Here is a 14,981-nt window from a genome sequence, read left to right on the forward strand (position 1 = left end):
GAGGGCACTTTCTCAGCGCTGGGGGGGCGCGCGCCCCCGCGGCCCGCCGCGGGCGGGGGCGCCCCACGGCGGTGACAAAAACACATGTGACGACCACTTAAAGTGATCATGTGTTGTCACCGACGATGGTCGGTATGACGGGATCTCCCTCATCCGACTCGGGCGGCGCCGACGACGCCGGGGCGCAGCGGGCAGGGGTACGGCAGGAGGCCACCGCATCGGACGGGGCCCGCGTCTACCAGGCCGGCCGCGACCTGCGCATCCTCGACCTGCGCGTTCCGCGCGGCATCCGCAACGCGTTCATCGCCCTCCTGGTCCTGGCACTGCTCGGTGGCGGGGCCTGGGCGGTGGTGCGCTGGGTCCTGCCGTCCTATGCGCCGACCTACAAGACCCAGTTCCTGATGGACGCCACCGCCGTCGCGGATTCCGCGGACGCGGACGCCGTCGCCGCCGCCCTGGGCACCGTGGTGGGCAACGCCGGCGACTCCGACGCACTGGCCCTGCGCCGCTTCGGCGGCGAATGCGGCGCGGACGGCAACACCGCCCGGCTCGTGGACTTCGACACCGACAACCGGCAGGACATCGTCCGGGCCGCACGGCAGGCCCCGGTGGGCGGCAAGGCCACCTTGCTGCGGGGCATCGTCCAGGCCGTCGACGACTTCTCCACCACGTTCGCGATCGGCGCCGGCCAGCGCGCCAAGCAGGTGAACCGCATCATCGTCATCACCCGGCACGGCCAGGACGCCTGCGACGACGACACCGATTTCGTCCGGCGCGAGATCGGGGAACGGATCCGCGCGGCCGGCCTGGACATCGAATTCCGGCTGATCGGCTACCAGGTGCCCGAGAACCAGAGGGCAGGCCTGAAGACGATCGCCGCCGCCGGCTCCAACCCGGCCGAGCCGGTGTTCGCGCACACGCAGGCGGACCTGGACGCCGCCCTCGCCTGGTCGACCAACACCGAACCGGTGCTGCGCAACGCCACGCGGATCGTGGACGTCCTCAATCCGGCCGTGACCCGCGTCAACACCGCCGTACAGGAGATCGTCGAAGGCCGGCTCGACGAGGCCGGACGGAACCTCGACCAGGCCCGGGAACCCCACATCGGCACCGAGTTCGAAGACCTCGCCGGACGTGCCGGGACCCCCGAGGGCCGCGACGTCAACGACCGGGCGTCGGCGCTGCGGGAGCAGCAGAAGACCGTGCTCGACGCCGCCGACCGGCTGCTGGCCGCGGCCCGCTCCAAGACCCCGCTGGCCTCCCGGCACGCGGCCTTCGAGAAGGCCGCCGCCGACTACAACACCCAGGCGGACGCGATGAACAAGGCACTCGCCGCCCTGCGCGCCCAGGCCCCGGCGGCCCGGTGACCACCCGGGCGGCCCGGCCGCGCAGGCGCTGGCTGCGCATCACCCTGGCCGTGCTCGCGGTGGCCGCGATCGGCATCGGGGTGACCGTCGTCCACATCGTCCGGTCCATCCCGCAGTACCGCACCGCGTTCCTCGTCGACACCTCCGACGCCGGGCCCTCCGACGCCGGGCCCTCAGACGCCGGGCCCTCAGACGCGCGGCGGGATTTCGGCGCCCTCGCCGACTCGGTGGGCGCGGCGGTCCGCAACGCCGGGGACGGCGACGCGCTCTCGCTGCGCCGCTTCGGCGGCGGCTGCGGCGACGCGGCCAACACCGAGGAACTCGTCGGCAGCGGCACCGGGAACGGGAAACGGATCGGCGAGGCGGCGCACGCGCTGACGCCCGGCGGGAAAGCGACCCTGAACAGCGGGCTGCTGGCGGCGATCGACGACTTCTCCGGGCGGTACCCGTTCCGTGGCAGCAAACGCAACCGCATCGTCGTGGTGACCACCCGGGGCACCGACGGCTGCGGCGGCGACCCGGCCGCGATGAACGCCCACGTCCGCGAGCGCATGGACCGGCTGGGCCTGCACCTGGAGTTCCGCTTCGTCGGCTACCGCGTCCCCGTCGCGGAGCAGGAGGTCCTCACGCAGCTGGCCTCGGCGACGAAGAGCGCCGCGCCGCGGTTCACGCAGGACGCCGCCGAGCTGAACGCGGTGCTGGAGAAGCTCGTGGTCCCCGCCCTGCCCGAGGCGAAACCGGTCGAACTGCCGCTTCAGGAGGCCTCCGTCACGGCCTGCACCCAGGACGGCGCGTCCGCTCACGACTTCCCGAGCCTGCCGCCGGAGGCGCTGGTGCCCGTACCGCGCTCGGTGCGCCTGCCGAGGCAGGTCCGGCTGCCGGCCGGAGCCGCCGTCTACGGCGGGCGCCCGGACAACTACCTGATCGGGCCCGTGGGCGGCAGGTGCGCGTTCACCTACTTCGAGTCCGGGACCACCTGGCAAATGGGCCAGGGCGAAGACCCCGTCGTCATGGAGGGACACGGACAGGGCCTGACGGTCGGCGCACTGACCGGCCAGGTCGTCGACTGCCTCTCGTTCGGCAAGACCGCACCCGAACTGCTGGAGCACCTCGCGCCGGACGTCACGCAGAGCGCCTGCAAGGAGGCGGACCGGGGAGAGACGAAGAACGTTCCGAGCGGTGTTCCGGGGCTCTACATCGGAACGCAGCGCCAGGTCGGCCCCATTGACGACCCCTCGGGCATCGACGTCAAGGACACGCTCGTCGTGCTGCGGTTCGACGGCGAGAAGCCCGTGCAGAGCGTCCTGGCCTGTCTGCTCCCCAAGGAGCAGGCGCAGATCTGCACGGCCTCGCTCGTCTACTTCTTCCTCCAGCAGACGGCCCGGACGAGCATCTCCGACGCCGACCGCGACCGCGTGGTCGCCGCCCTCAGCGCTCCCCTCCCGTGAGCGGATCACGGGCGGGGGCGGCGACGACGGTCGACCGGCGCTGCCCGGTCAACGGGCCGGCCCGGTCCCGAAGTCGTACGCGTCGTGCAGCCACGCCACCTTGTCGTACATGTCGTCGTCCGACAGCGACGCCAGCATCGCGTTGCGCTCGACGCGCGCGTCGCCCGCCGCGTGGTAGAGCCGGCGTCCCATCTCCCGCGCCACCAGCTGCACCTGTCCGGTCCGCTCGCGCCGCGCCGCGTTGTACTTCTCCAGCCGCTGCTCGTAGTCGGCCGGGCAGCCGTCGAGCAGCCCGCTCAGCAGGACCGCGTCCTCGATGGCCTGGCAGGCGCCCTGGGCGGCGTACTGGAGCATCGGGTGCGCGGCGTCGCCCAGCAGCGCCACCCGGCCCTCGGTCCAGCGGTCGACCGGGTCGCGGTCGCACAGCACCCAGGCCTTCCAGTCCCGGCCCAGTTCCAGCAGCCGCCGGGCCGCACCGGACAGTTCGGGGAAGGAGTTCAGGACGTGGTCGTGCCCGGCCGGCACGCCCGCGACGGCCTCGGTGGCGCCGTCGTCACGGGTCGCGGCGAGGTTGAAGTGCTCGCCGCCGGCGATCGGGTAGTGGACGAAGTGCCACTTCGGGCCGGCCCACAGGGTGACGGTGTTCCACCGCAGCTCCTCGGGGACCTCCGACATCGGGATCACCGACCGGTAGATGGTGTGCCCGGACACCCGCGGGGAGCCGTCGGCGACCATCTGCTGCCGGATCGCGGAGTGCAGCCCGTCCGCGCCGATCAGGGCGTCGCCGGTGATGCGCCGGCCGTCCGCGAGGACGGCGCAGACGGTGCCGGCCTTCTGCTCGTACGCGACCACGTGGTGGCGGCCCAGCAGTTCGACGCCGGGGTGCCGGCGGGCGGCCTCCAGCAGCGGCAGGTACAGGTCGACGCGGTGCACGACGGCGTACGGGTTGCCGAACCGGGCCCGGTACTTGTCCTTGACCGGCATGGCGGCGACCTTCTCACCGGTCGTGCCGTCCATGAAGCGCAGCTCGTCGATGAAGACGGCGCGGTCGCGGACGTCCTGGCCCACGCCCAGCAGGTCGAGGGCGTGGAAGGCGTTCGGGCCGAGCTGGATGCCGGCGCCGACCTCCGTGAACACGTCCCGGCGCTCCAGCACGGTGACCCGGTGTCCGCGCTTCGCGAGTCCGAGCGCCGCGGCGAGGCCACCGATGCCACCGCCGGCGATGAGTATGTCGGCCATGGGGTTTCTCACATCCCTTTCGTTGTCAGTGACTGTGGGTGCCCGAGCGGTGGGCCGGGAAGAGCCGTTCCAGTTCGGCGTGGAAGCCGGGGAAGGTCTTGCCGACACAGGACGGGTCGTCGAGCGTGATGCCGGGGACGCGCAGGCCCAGTACCGAGAACGCCATGGCGATCCGGTGGTCCCGGCGGCAGGAGATCCGGGCCGCGACGGGACGGCCCGGGTGGACGGTGAGCCGGTCGGGTCCGGACTCGGTGCGGATGCCGAGCGCCCGCAGGTTCTCCTCGACCGCGGCGATCCGGTCGGACTCCTTGAGCCGGGCGTGCCCGATGCCGTGCACGGTGATGGGGGCGTCGGCGAGGGGGGCCACCGCGGCCAGGGTCATGAACGTGTCGGAGATGTCGCCCATGTCGATGTCGAAGCCGCCGCGCAGCGGTCCCGTTCCGGTGACGGTGGTCGCCCCGTCGGTGATCTCCACCCGGGCGCCGGCCCGGCGCAGCACCTCCACGAAGCCGAGGTCGCCCTGGACGCTGCCGCGGCCGAGGCCGGGCACGGTGACGGTGGTCCCGGTGACGGCGGCCGCCGCGAAGAAGTACGAGGCGGTGGACGCGTCGGGTTCGACGTCGAGTTCGGCGGCCCGGTAGCCGCCGGGCAGCACCTGGATCGCGCCGCCCTCGAACTCGTCGACGTACGCGCCGAAGTGGCGCATCAGCGCCTGGGTCATGGTGATGTACGGGCGGCTGACCAGCCCCGCGCCCCGCACGGTCAGCGGCCGGCGCATCAGCGGGCCCGCCATCAGCAGGCCGGTGAGGTACTGGCTGCTGAGCGAGGCGTCCACGGTCAGCTCGCCACCGCTCAGGCCGCGGGCGGCGACGGTCAGCGGCAGTCCGCCGACGGGCTCGGTGACCCGGGCGTCCGCGCCGAGCCGGACCAGCGCCTGCGCGAGGGGGCGCAGCGGCCGGGCGCGCAGCTGGTCGGTGCCGTCGAAGGTGAAGGTGCCGCCGCCGGTCGCCGCGAACGGCGGCAGGAACCGGGCCGCGGTGCCGGCGTCCTCGCACCACACCGAGCCGCCGGCGGCCGGGGCGCGTCCGCTGCCGGTGACCTTCCAGCCGTCGCCGTCGCCGTCCACGCAGACGGAGATGCCGAAGCCGGTCAGGGCCTCCCGGAAGGCGAGGGTGTCGTCGCTGACCAGCGGCGCCCGCAGCAGCGAGACCCCGTCGGCGGCGGCGGCCAGCAGCAGCGCCCGGTTGGTGATGCTCTTGGAGCCCGGGATGCGGGCGGTCAGTACGGACGTGGCGGTGCTCATGCGCGCTCCCGGTGTCCGGCGCGGGCCAGTCCGGCCCGGGCGGTGGCGGCGACCCGTTCGGCGGAGAATCCCGGCTGCTCGTGGAACGCGGTGTACGGGCCGCCCGGGGCGAACTGGTCGAGGCGGACCGGGATTCCGGCGTCGCCGAACAGCTGGTACCCGCCGAGCGCGGAGCCGGCCCGGACGGAGACCCGGGCCCGGGCGCCGCACGGCCGCTGCGGGCCGGCGGCCGATACGACCCGGGCGGCGATGCCCTCGCGGCCCAGGATGGCGCGGGCGTCGCGGGCGATGTGCACTTCGCTGCCGGTGGCGATCAGTACGACGTCGGGGTCGGTGCGTACGCGGCCCTGCTTGGACCAGCCGGGCTCGCCCGGGTCGTCGGCGCCGGACACGGCAGCGGTCGGGAAAGGGATCGCGGAAGGGATCACGGAAGGGACCGGGGAGGGGGTCGGGGGAGTGGTCACGGCTCTACTCGCTCGTCTTGCGGTCGAGCACGAGGTCGTGCCCGACGATGTACGCGGCGGCGTCGGAGCAGAGCCAGACCACGGTGTCCGCGATCTCCTCGACGCTGGCTCCCCGGCCGAGCGGGCAGGGGCTGATCGCGTTGATGCGGATGGACTGGGTGACGTACTCGCGGGCCGCGGTCCGGGTCAGGGCGCTGACGGCGGCCGTGGACGCGGCGTACGCGCCGAGGCCGGGAAGCATGCCCTGGGAGCCGATGTTGCTGGCGGTGTTGACGATGACGCCGCCGCCGGCGGTCTCCATGTGGGCGATCTCGTGCTTCATGGAGAGCCAGACACCGGTGAGGTTGGCCGTCAGGGTCTGGGCCCAGACCGTCTCGTCGATGTCCGCGACGGACTGGTGGGGGCCGAGTTCGGTGGTGTTGTTGAAGGCCACGTTCAGGGCGCCGTGGCGGCGCACGGTCTCGGCGACGACGTGTCCGGCTCCGGTGCCGGTGCCGGGCGTCGTGTCCGACACGTCGGCGACCACGCTGTCGGCCCGCCCGCCCTCGTCGCGGATCAGTTTGACCGTTCCTTCGAGCGTCTCCGGGTGGCGGCCCGCAACCACCACCAGCGCGCCGAGCCGGGCGAAGGCAACCGCCGCTGCCCGGCCGATGCCTTCGCCTCCTCCGGTGACGAGGACGACCTGGCCGTCGAACCGTTCAGACATCAGCGTTCTCCTGATTCTCCGCGTCGGATTTACCGGGAAGGCGCTCTGAGGAACGCCACCAACCAACCGTCACACTGCAAGAGACGGGTACCGGTGAGGCAGTGGAATCCGGTCACTTCGTCAGGTCCTCCGGGCAGGTGACGTAATGCCCCGTGCCGCTTTGACACGACCGTTCTCCCGGCCGATGCTGCACGCCGGCCCAGCGGCGGAAAGGGAGATCAATGCTGACGCTTTCATGGACCCGTCCGGTCGTCGGCGCAGCTCAGGATGGGTGTCCGGCTCCCACGCGGGAGAGCTTGTGGCAGGCTCTGCTCCACAAGGCGGAGTTCCCCACCGGATATGTTCCAGCCATTAAGGAATGCCGGATCAGCGAGCGCTACGCCGATGGATTTCTACGGGAAATCCGACGCGGTGAGCTGACGTTCCTGCAACGCGTCACTCCGCAGGAGAGCGCCGGTCGCATTACCTACCGGCATCTGAACGACACCGACATCGCGGAGATACGCAACGAGATCGGCGAGGACGAGGACGGCCGGCTCACGCTCACGCTGAGCATCACCCTGACCGACCGCCCGGCGGCCGCGATCCTGGCGCAGAACACCTATCTGCGGGACCTGGACAGCGATTTCCACGGCACGCTGGACGCGATGACGGAGGTCCTGCAGCGCGTGATGACCACGGGGACGTGACGGCGCGCCCGCGGCCCCCCGCGCCCCCGAGGGGCGTGAGGGGCCGCAGGCGCGCCCGTCGTCGTCACGGCTGCCCGGCCGGCTCCTCCCGGATCAGGCCGGGCCCCGGCAGCACGGGCAGCACGGGGACGCCCTCGACGGTCGCCTCCACGTCGAACACCGTGTACGCGGCCGGCGCCCGACCGATCAGCTCGGCCGCCCGCGGGGCCAGCGGCTGCGCCGCCGCCTCCGCCGACTCCCACAGCATCACCGCGCCCCAGCGCTCCGTCTGCGGGTCCGCGATCCAGAACTTCAGGCGCAGCCCCTCGACGGCGGCGAACCGGTCGATCGCCTCGTCGCGCAGGTACGCCCGCAGGGACTCGATGGTGTGCCCCGAGTCCTTCAGGTCCCACCAGGCCACGGTCGCCTTCATACGGCCTGCTCCCGCAGCAGGCCCGACAGGGCCTCGCTGACGATGCGGATGCCGTCCTCGGTGAGCACCGACTCGGCGTGGAACTGCATCGAGCGGAAGCCCGGCCCGCGCAGGGCGTGCACCTCCCTGGTCCCCGGCTCCCGGCACACCTCGACCGTGCCGATCCCGGGCACCTCGACGGAGTCGGAGGCGCTCTGCGCGGCGAAGGTGTTGTAGAAGCCGACGCGCTCGCGCCGCCCGAACAGCTCGATCTCCCGCTGCACGCCCTGGTTGGGCTGTTCGCGGCGCTTGAGGGCGAAGCCCAGCTTCGTGCTGAGCACCTGGTGGCTGAGGCAGACCGCGAGGAACGGCCGCCCCTCGGCGAGGAGGACGTCCACCGCGGACCGCAGGTGCGCGATCTTCGGGTGGTCCACGTCGCGCGGGTCGCCCGGTCCCGGGCCCATCACGACCAGGTCGTACGGGGCGAAGCTGTACGGCTCGTCGAACCGGCAGACCGTGACGTCGGCCTCCATGGCCCGCAGCTGGTGCTCGATCATCGCGGTGAACGTGTCCTCCGCGTCGACCACCAGCACCTTGCGGCCCACCAGCAGCGGCACCGGCCGGGCCCGGGAGGCGTCGTCGTCCAGCCAGAACCCGGCGATGGTGGCGTTGCGCCGGCTCAGCGCCGCCCGGACGTCCGGGTGGTCGCCGAAGCGGCGCGGCCCCGACTGCTCGAACATGGCGAGCAGGCCGGCCGCCTTCGCGCGGGTCTCGGCGACCTCGGACAGCGGGTCCGAGTGGCGCACGAGGGTGGCGCCGACGCCGATCCGCATCCGGCCGCCGGAGTCGATGTCGGCGGTGCGGATCAGGATCGCCGAGTCCAGCGTCCGCTCGCTGTTCTCGTCCTGGCCCATCAGGGCCAGGACACCGCTGTAGTAGCCGCGGCCCTGCGGCTCGTACTTCTTGATGACCCGGCCCGCGCTCTCCAGCGGGGACCCGGTGACCGTCGGTGCGAACAGGGTCTCGTGCAGGATCTCCCGGGGGTCGCGGGAGGTGCGGCCCTCGATGAAGTACTCGGTGTGGGCGAGGCGGGCCATCTCCTTGAGGTACGGCCCGACGACCCGGCCGCCCGATTCGCAGATCCGGGCCATCATCTTGAGTTCCTCGTCGACGACCATGTACAGCTCGTCGGCCTCCTTGCGGTCGGCGAGGAAGTCCATGACGCCGGGCAGTTCGGGGCCCGAGGCGGGGAACCGGTACGTGCCGCTGATGGGGTTCATCACGGCCCGGCCGCCGGAGAGGCTCACGTGGCGTTCGGGCGAGGCGCCGATGAGGGTGCGCTCGCCGGTGTGCACGATGAACGTCCAGTACGCGCCGGTCTCCCGTTCCAGCAGCCGGCGGAAGAAGCGCAGCGCGGCGGCGACGGAGTACTCGCTGATGTCGGCCACGAAGGACCGCTTCATCACGAAGTTGGCGCCGGCGCCGGTGCCGATCTCGTCCGCGATGACGCGGCGGACCGTCTCGGCGTACGCGTCGTCGTCGATGTCGAAGTCTCCGCCCGGCGCGAGGTGGACGGGGGCGTCGGGAATCGCGGACAGGACCGTGTGCAGGGGCACCTGCCCCTGCTCCTCGATCACCATCGCGAGCAGCGGGGTGCCGTCGTCGGGGGCCTCGAAACCGCGCTCGGCGAGCTGCCGGTACGGGACCAGGGTCAGCACGTCCTGGCGGGCCCCGGCACCTGCCTCGACGTCCCGCAGCGGGATGTCGGCGAGCGTGGCCGCCTCGGTGAACTCACCCAGGAACAGGTCGAGTTGCCGGGTGACGGTGGTCTCCGGACGGTGGATCAGCGCGAAGGACGGCGGCCGGCCGGTCAGGATCCGGCCCAGCAGGTCCGCGGTCATGCGGATTCCCCTCCCGCTCCCGCGTACGCGGCCACCCGGTCGGGGAGGGCGGTCAGGAGCTCCTTGGTGGTGGTGAGGCGGGCGCAGCGGCCGGCGGCGTATTCGAGCGCCATCCGGTGCTCCTCCCAGCTGAAGTCGGCGATGGCGTCGGCGACGAGGAAGGGCTGGATGTCGTTGGTGAACGCGTCGACCGCGGTCATCAGGACGCCCACGTGGGCGTACACCCCGCAGATGATCAGCTGGTCGCGGCCCCGGGCGCGCATCCGCTCCAGCAGGTCGGTCTTGAAGAAGGCGCTGTAGCGCCACTTGGTGAGCATCCAGTCGCCGGCGGCGGGTGCCACCGGGTCCACGACCTGGCGGTGCTCCGGGCTGGGCTGCATGCCCGGGCCCCAGAAGTCCTTGAGGAGCCCGCGCTCCTCGGGGGTCATCCCGCCCGGCTGCGCCGTGTACGCGACCGGGATGCCGAGTTCGGCGGCGCGTACGCGCAGCTCGCCGGCGTTGCGGGACAGGTCCACGACGGGCTGCTCGCCCGCCGGGAAGGCGGCCAGGAAGTACTTCTGCAGGTCGTGCACCAACAGGACGGCGCGGTCCGGATCCACGTCCCAGTCGACGGCGGAGGCGGGCAGGTCGGCCGCCGACGGCATCGGATAGGGGCTGATCGCAGGTATGCCTGCCATGCCTTTCTCCCTCTCGTTCACGCTCTCGTTCACGGTTCGCTGACGGGTCGCACCGTTCTCAGGCACCGAGCGCCGCACCGCCGTCCACGGTGAGGTCGTGCATGGTGATGTGGGCGGCCTTGTCGGAGAGCAGGAAGACCACCGCCTCGGCGACGTCCTCGGGACGCGCGAGCTTGCCGAGCGGGATGCCGACGCGGTACGCGTCCGGGACCCCGTCGATGGAGGCCCGCGCGCTGCTCTCGTCCTGCCACATGGAGTTGAGCATGGGGGTGTCCGTGGAGCCCGGCGCGACGAGGTTCGCGCGGATGCCGAACTTGGCGACCTCCAGCCCGAGGCACTTGGTGAACATCGTCGCGGCGGCCTTGGAGGCGGCGTACGCGGACATCTCGGTACGGGCGGTGCCCGCGGCGTTGGAGGCGATCGTGACGATCGCGCCCCGGCGGCGCGGCACCATGCGGTTGACGACGGCCCGGGAGACGAAGAAGACCCCCGTGGTGTTGACCGCGAACGTCGTGCTCCACTCCTGGTCGGTCAGCTTGCGCGCCTCGGCGAGCCGCAGCACGCCGGCCGCGTTGACGAGGAAGTCGAGCGGTCCGACGAGCGCCTCGACGTCGTCGACCAGCGATTCGACGTCGGCGCTGGCGGTGACGTCGGCCGGGAACGGGTCGACCCGGCCGCCCTCCTCGCCGACGGACTTGGCGACGTCGCGCAGACGGTCGGCGTCCCGGTCGACCGCGGCCACCCGGACGCCCCGGGAAGCCAGGGCGCGGACGATGGCCTCACCGATGCCGCCGGCCGCTCCGGTGACCAGAGCGATCTTTCCTTCCATGGAGTAACCCCCTCTTTCTTCTTCGGCCTCAGCCGCGCCAGGCGGAGGCGACTTCGATGGCCTGCTCGGAATTGAGGCGCGGGTCGCAGAACGAGGTGTACTTCTCACCGAGTTCGTCGACGTGGTATTCGTCGGATACGCATTCGTGGACCTGGTCCGGGGTAGTTTCCAGGTGGAGTCCGGCCGCCACCCCGCCGTTGTCGACCACGGCCTTCTGGAATTCCTCGACCTCGCGCACGACGGTTTCGACGTAACGGGTCTTGATGCCGCCGGGCGCACTCACGGTATTTCCGTGCATGGGGTCGCACATCCACAGCACCGGGTGCCCGGCCTCGCGGACCGCGCGGACCAGCTCCGGCAGCTTCTCGGCGGCCTTGCCCTGGCCCATCCGGGAGATCAGCGTGAGCCGGCCCGGCTCGCGCCGCGGGTCGAGCCGGCCGCACAGCTCCACCAGCTCGGCCGGGGTCATCTTCGGACCGACCTTGGTGGCGACCGGGTTGGCGATCGACGCGAAGAGCTCGACGTGGGCGCCGTCCAGCTCGCGGGTGCGCTCGCCCATCCACGGCCAGTGCGTCGACGTCAGCAGCACCGAGCCGTCCGGCTGGGTGCGCAGCATCGGGCCCTCGTAGTCGAGCAGGAGCGCCTCGTGGCTCGTCCACACCGGGGCCTCGGCCGCCGAGGGGCGTGCCTCGCCGTGCCAGCCGAGCGAGGCCATGGCCCCCGAGGCCGCCTGGTAGCCGGCGACCAGCCGCTGCGGGTCGGGCCGGCGCAGCTCGGGATCCGGTTCCGGACTGTTGACCATGTGCCCGCGGTAGACGGGCAGCTCGACCCCGGCCACCGTCTCGGTCGGGTTGGAGCGGGGCTTGCCGAACTGTCCGGCCAGCCGGCCCACCCGGATGACGGGCTTGAGCGAACGCGTCTTCATGACACCGGCCAGCACATCGAGAAGCGCCGCCTTGCGCGCCACATAGCCGGGGGTGCACTCCGCGGGGTCCTCGGCGCAGTCGCCGCCCTGGACGACCTGCACCTCGCCCCGCGACGCCGCGGCGAGCAGGGCGCGAAGGTCTTCGACGTCCTCCCGCCGGACGAGTGCGGGCGACTCCGCGAGTTCGGCCCTGGCATTCTCCAGGGCGTCTTCATCCGGCCAAACGGGCTGCTGGCCCGCGGGCAATGATTTCCAGCGTGCAACACCGTACATGCGGCACCTCCCAGTGCTGAACCTGCCGTGACATCAGATGCAGCCAGAAGTCTGTGAAACAGCCATTCGAGTGAACCACCACAGATTCGCCACTCCGTCAGGTGGGTTCATATTCGGTCAGGTCGAAAGGAGGATTCCGAAATCGACCTGACGCACTGCCCGGACGGATTCGGATGGTTTTCCGGTAAACCCTTTAAGGTCCGCACGCGCGACGGGGAAGGGAACACGGGGCGTCCCGCACTTGACACACCATCGACGGTTTCATTTCAGGCGCATGTCATGACGTCCTAGGGTCGGTCCCGTGGTGAGTCAAGGAGCGGGAGCGCTGCTGAAACAACTGGTGTCCGAGGGGGTCTCGCCGTGGCTGAGCGCGCAGGATCCCGGAGAGTTCGACGCCGGAGTCCGGTACCCGACCCTGGGCGCCCACTTCCACAACGCCCTCGCGCCGGCGGGCAGCACCCTGGTCCAGCTCCGTCGGGCCTGCGACCTCCTGCTGCCCGTGTTCGAGGCGGGCAAGGGCATGGTGGGCCAGGTCTCCGTGGCCGTGTCCCCGCGCTGGGCCCATGACGCGAAGGCGCTGGGCGCGGCGGCCCGCGCCCTGCACCGGTCGGTGGCCCGTCCCAACGCTCTCGTGCGCATCCCGATGACCCCGGCGGGCCTGGAGGCGATGACCGACTGCCTCGCCGACGGGATCGGGGTGCACGCCGCGATGGTCTTCTCGGCCGAGCGGTACGCCGAGGTGCTCGACGCCTACGTCGCCGGCCTGGAGCGGTCCCTGTCCTGCGGCCGGCCGCTCGGCGACGCCCCCATGGTGGCCTCGTTCCCGGTGGGCCTGTTCGACGCCGAGGTCGACGCCCGGCTGGACCAGCTCGGCGTGGGCCCCCGCCACGAGGTGCGCGGCGCCGCCGGCCTGGCCGTGGCCCGCAGGATGTACCGGCTGCGCGAGGAACGGCTGTCCGGGGACTGGTGGCGGGTGCTCCGGGCCAACGGCGCCCCGCAGCCGCGGCTGCTGTGGGGCACCGGCGCGGACGGCGGGGTGGGCGCCCTGGTGGGCTGGAACACCGCGCTCGCCCTGTCCGTCGACACCCTGGAGGCCGCCGCGCTGAGACCGCAGCTGAGCGGCGACACCCTGCTCAACGCCGACGCGGAGGCCACCTGCGCGCTGCGGGCCCTGGAGCGGCTCGGCGTCCCCGCCCGAGGGGTCGCAGCCGCGCTGGAGGCGGCGGGACTCGCCCGCCTCCAGCGCGGCTGGGAGATCAGGACGGGATCCGGGCTCGCTCCCGCTCCGGGAACCGGGTGTTCGTCAGCGCCAGCAGCGGAGCTGCCTTGACGGCCGTCTCCTCGTACTCGGCCGCCGGGTCGGACAGGGCCACCACGGCCCCGCCCACCCCGTACCGGACCCGGTCGGCGGTGATCGTGGCGGTGCGGATCACGATGCTCAGGTCCGCGGCGCCGGACAGCGAGAAGTAGCCGATCGCGCCCGAGTACACCCCGCGCGGGCCGGCCTCCAGCCGGTCGATGATCTGCATCGTGCGCAGCTTGGGGGCCCCGGTCATGGAACCGCCCGGGAAGGCGGCGCGGACGCAGTCCACCGCCGACGACTCCGGCCGCAGGCGCGCCCGTACCGTGCTCACCAGCTGGTGCACGGTGGCGTACGTCTCGACCCGGAACAGGTCCTCGGCCTCGACGGAGCCGGGCACCGCGCACCGGCCGAGGTCGTTGCGGACCAGGTCGACGATCATGAGGTTCTCGGAGCGGTCCTTCTCGTCCGTGAGCAGGTCCGCGATCAGCTCGGCCTCCTCCTGCGGGGTGGCGCCGCGCGGCCGGGTGCCCTTGATGGGGGAGGACTCGACGAGCCCGTCGCGCGAGACGCGCAGGAACCGCTCGGGCGAGGTGCTGAGCACGGACAGCTCGCCGAACTGGAGCAGCGCGGCGAACGGCGCCGGGCTGGTGCGGCGCAGGGTCCGGTACGCGGCCCAGGGGTCGAGGCGGGCCCCGGTCTCGGCCATGTTGGTGAGGCAGACCTCGTACGTCTCGCCGGCGGCGATCTCCTCCAGGCAGGTGCCGATGAGGTCCAGGTAGGCGGCGCGGTCGTGGCGCAGGCTGATCTCCTCGCCGGAGGCGGTCGGCCGGGGCTCCGGCAGGCTCAGGCCGGCGAGCGCGGCGAGCCGCTCCCCCGTGCCGATGAGCCATGCGTCGGCCGCGGCCGACGACCGCTCGCCGGTCCCCTCCACCAGTGCCAGCAGGTACGTGGCGTTCTCGGCGTGGTCGAAGACCAGGGCGCGGTCGGCGAAGACCATGGTGGCGTCGGCGACCGGCGAGCGGTGGACGAGGTCCCCGCCGCATTCGGCCTTCAGCTCGTAGCCGAGGTAGCCGACCCAGCCGAGGCTGAAGTCGAAGGGCAGCTCGGGCAGTTCGGTGTGCAGGGAGCGCAGGTCGCGGTCGAGCCACTCCAGGAAGGGGGCGGCGACCAGTTCGCTCCCGCCGCCCGCGGACTCGACGGTGACGCACCCGCTCCACACGTCGGCGGTGGCGACCCGGGCGAGCGGTCCGGTGGCGTCGCCCATGACCGAGAACCGGCCGCGGTCGCCGCCGGGCAGGCTGCTGTCCAGCCAGTAGGCGTGGTCGTTGCCGCGGAACAGCTGGTCGTAGACGGTCTCGGGGCACCAGCGGGTGGCCAGCCTGCTCACGGCCACCCGCAGCCGGCGCGCCGTCGGCTCTTCGGCAGGAGCGGGAGCGGGGACGGGAGCGGGGACGGGGGCGGGGACG

At 72.4% G+C, this 14,981-nt stretch carries 14 protein-coding genes; 4 read left to right on the forward strand and 10 right to left on the reverse strand.

Features of this window, described 5'->3' with window-relative positions; genetic code table 11:
* Positions 1-134: 134 nt before the first annotated feature.
* Positions 135-1,367: a hypothetical protein gene (locus ACFXA3_RS11485; protein ID WP_385185212.1), complete on the forward strand. Its 1,233-nt coding sequence runs from the start codon at positions 135-137 to the stop codon at positions 1,365-1,367.
* Positions 1,364-2,815, forward strand: a complete 1,452-nt coding sequence (locus tag ACFXA3_RS11490; protein WP_385185215.1) for a hypothetical protein — start codon at positions 1,364-1,366, stop codon at positions 2,813-2,815. The genes ACFXA3_RS11485 and ACFXA3_RS11490 overlap by 4 nt, the downstream gene beginning before the upstream one ends.
* A 48-nt stretch (positions 2,816-2,863) precedes the next feature.
* Here ACFXA3_RS11490 and ACFXA3_RS11495 read toward each other — a convergent pair whose 3' ends face one another.
* The 4 genes from ACFXA3_RS11495 to ACFXA3_RS11510 form a co-directional block, all read right to left on the reverse strand.
* Positions 2,864-4,054 carry a 3-hydroxybenzoate 6-monooxygenase gene (locus ACFXA3_RS11495; protein WP_385185218.1) on the reverse strand — a complete coding sequence of 397 codons (1,191 nt, stop codon included), beginning with the start codon at positions 4,052-4,054 and terminating at the stop codon, positions 2,864-2,866.
* A 25-nt stretch (positions 4,055-4,079) separates the two neighbouring features.
* Positions 4,080-5,357 (reverse strand): 3-phosphoshikimate 1-carboxyvinyltransferase, encoded by a 1,278-nt coding sequence (gene aroA, locus ACFXA3_RS11500; protein WP_385185221.1) that lies wholly within the window; start codon positions 5,355-5,357, stop codon positions 4,080-4,082.
* On the reverse strand, positions 5,354-5,749 hold the full coding sequence (locus ACFXA3_RS11505) for a transketolase C-terminal domain-containing protein (RefSeq protein WP_385185224.1): 396 nt from the start codon (positions 5,747-5,749) through the stop codon (positions 5,354-5,356). The genes aroA and ACFXA3_RS11505 overlap by 4 nt, the downstream gene beginning before the upstream one ends.
* Positions 5,750-5,825: 76 nt before the next feature.
* Entirely contained in the window at positions 5,826-6,527 is a 702-nt protein-coding gene (locus tag ACFXA3_RS11510) for an SDR family oxidoreductase (RefSeq protein WP_385185227.1), read from the reverse strand.
* A 221-nt stretch (positions 6,528-6,748) separates the two neighbouring features.
* Here ACFXA3_RS11510 and ACFXA3_RS11515 point away from each other — a divergent pair, with 221 nt between their 5' ends.
* The gene (locus ACFXA3_RS11515; RefSeq protein WP_385185230.1) at positions 6,749-7,216 is read left to right on the forward strand and encodes an AtaL-like protein; all 468 of its coding nucleotides are present in this window, start codon (positions 6,749-6,751) and stop codon (positions 7,214-7,216) included.
* Between the two features lie 64 nt (positions 7,217-7,280).
* On the opposite strand, the gene ACFXA3_RS11520 is transcribed toward ACFXA3_RS11515, so the two are convergent.
* The 5 genes from ACFXA3_RS11520 to ACFXA3_RS11540 are packed head-to-tail and all read right to left on the reverse strand — an operon-like array spanning position 7,281 to position 12,212.
* Positions 7,281-7,628 (reverse strand): hypothetical protein, encoded by a 348-nt coding sequence (locus ACFXA3_RS11520; RefSeq protein WP_385185233.1) that lies wholly within the window; start codon positions 7,626-7,628, stop codon positions 7,281-7,283.
* Positions 7,625-9,508, reverse strand: coding sequence for an anthranilate synthase family protein (locus tag ACFXA3_RS11525; RefSeq protein ID WP_385185236.1), 1,884 nt, complete (start codon positions 9,506-9,508; stop codon positions 7,625-7,627). The genes ACFXA3_RS11520 and ACFXA3_RS11525 overlap by 4 nt, the downstream gene beginning before the upstream one ends.
* Positions 9,505-10,185, reverse strand: a complete 681-nt coding sequence (locus ACFXA3_RS11530; RefSeq protein ID WP_054226758.1) for an isochorismatase family protein — start codon at positions 10,183-10,185, stop codon at positions 9,505-9,507. The genes ACFXA3_RS11525 and ACFXA3_RS11530 overlap by 4 nt, the downstream gene beginning before the upstream one ends.
* 58 nt (positions 10,186-10,243) lie before the next feature.
* Complete coding sequence (locus ACFXA3_RS11535) at positions 10,244-11,014, reverse strand: 2,3-dihydro-2,3-dihydroxybenzoate dehydrogenase (RefSeq protein WP_054226757.1); 771 nt, start codon at positions 11,012-11,014, stop codon at positions 10,244-10,246.
* 28 nt (positions 11,015-11,042) lie between these two features.
* A complete protein-coding gene (locus ACFXA3_RS11540) occupies positions 11,043-12,212 on the reverse strand; it encodes a 3-deoxy-7-phosphoheptulonate synthase (RefSeq protein WP_385185240.1) in 1,170 nt (389 codons plus the stop codon).
* Positions 12,213-12,513: 301 nt separating this feature from the next.
* Between ACFXA3_RS11540 and ACFXA3_RS11545 the strand changes: the two genes are divergently transcribed.
* Positions 12,514-13,542, forward strand: coding sequence for a transaldolase family protein (locus ACFXA3_RS11545; protein WP_385185243.1), 1,029 nt, complete (start codon positions 12,514-12,516; stop codon positions 13,540-13,542).
* Here ACFXA3_RS11545 and pabB read toward each other — a convergent pair.
* The coding region (gene pabB, locus ACFXA3_RS11550) for an aminodeoxychorismate synthase component I (protein ID WP_385185246.1) at positions 13,469-14,981 on the reverse strand (1,513 nt) is incomplete at its 5' end. The two genes, ACFXA3_RS11545 and pabB, sit on opposite strands and share 74 nt — an antisense overlap.

Origin of the sequence: Streptomyces sp. NPDC059456, assembly GCF_042750055.1 — a bacterium.
Taxonomy (GTDB): Bacteria; Actinomycetota; Actinomycetes; order Streptomycetales; family Streptomycetaceae; genus Streptomyces.

Bases quoted from the DNA above. Each gene is read 5' to 3' on its own strand.
- ACFXA3_RS11530 (WP_054226758.1), bottom strand. From the start codon at position 10,185: ATGGCAGGCATACCTGCGATCAGCCCCTATCCGATGCCGTCGGCGGCC.
- ACFXA3_RS11520 (WP_385185233.1), bottom strand. From the start codon at position 7,628: ATGAAGGCGACCGTGGCCTGGTGGGACCTGAAGGACTCGGGGCACACC.
- ACFXA3_RS11540 (WP_385185240.1), bottom strand. From the start codon at position 12,212: ATGTACGGTGTTGCACGCTGGAAATCATTGCCCGCGGGCCAGCAGCCC.
- ACFXA3_RS11525 (WP_385185236.1), bottom strand. From the start codon at position 9,508: ATGACCGCGGACCTGCTGGGCCGGATCCTGACCGGCCGGCCGCCGTCC.
- ACFXA3_RS11485 (WP_385185212.1), top strand. From the start codon at position 135: ATGACGGGATCTCCCTCATCCGACTCGGGCGGCGCCGACGACGCCGGG.
- aroA (WP_385185221.1), bottom strand. From the start codon at position 5,357: ATGAGCACCGCCACGTCCGTACTGACCGCCCGCATCCCGGGCTCCAAG.
- ACFXA3_RS11495 (WP_385185218.1), bottom strand. From the start codon at position 4,054: ATGGCCGACATACTCATCGCCGGCGGTGGCATCGGTGGCCTCGCCGCG.
- ACFXA3_RS11535 (WP_054226757.1), bottom strand. From the start codon at position 11,014: ATGGAAGGAAAGATCGCTCTGGTCACCGGAGCGGCCGGCGGCATCGGT.
- ACFXA3_RS11510 (WP_385185227.1), bottom strand. From the start codon at position 6,527: ATGTCTGAACGGTTCGACGGCCAGGTCGTCCTCGTCACCGGAGGAGGC.
- ACFXA3_RS11515 (WP_385185230.1), top strand. From the start codon at position 6,749: ATGCTGACGCTTTCATGGACCCGTCCGGTCGTCGGCGCAGCTCAGGAT.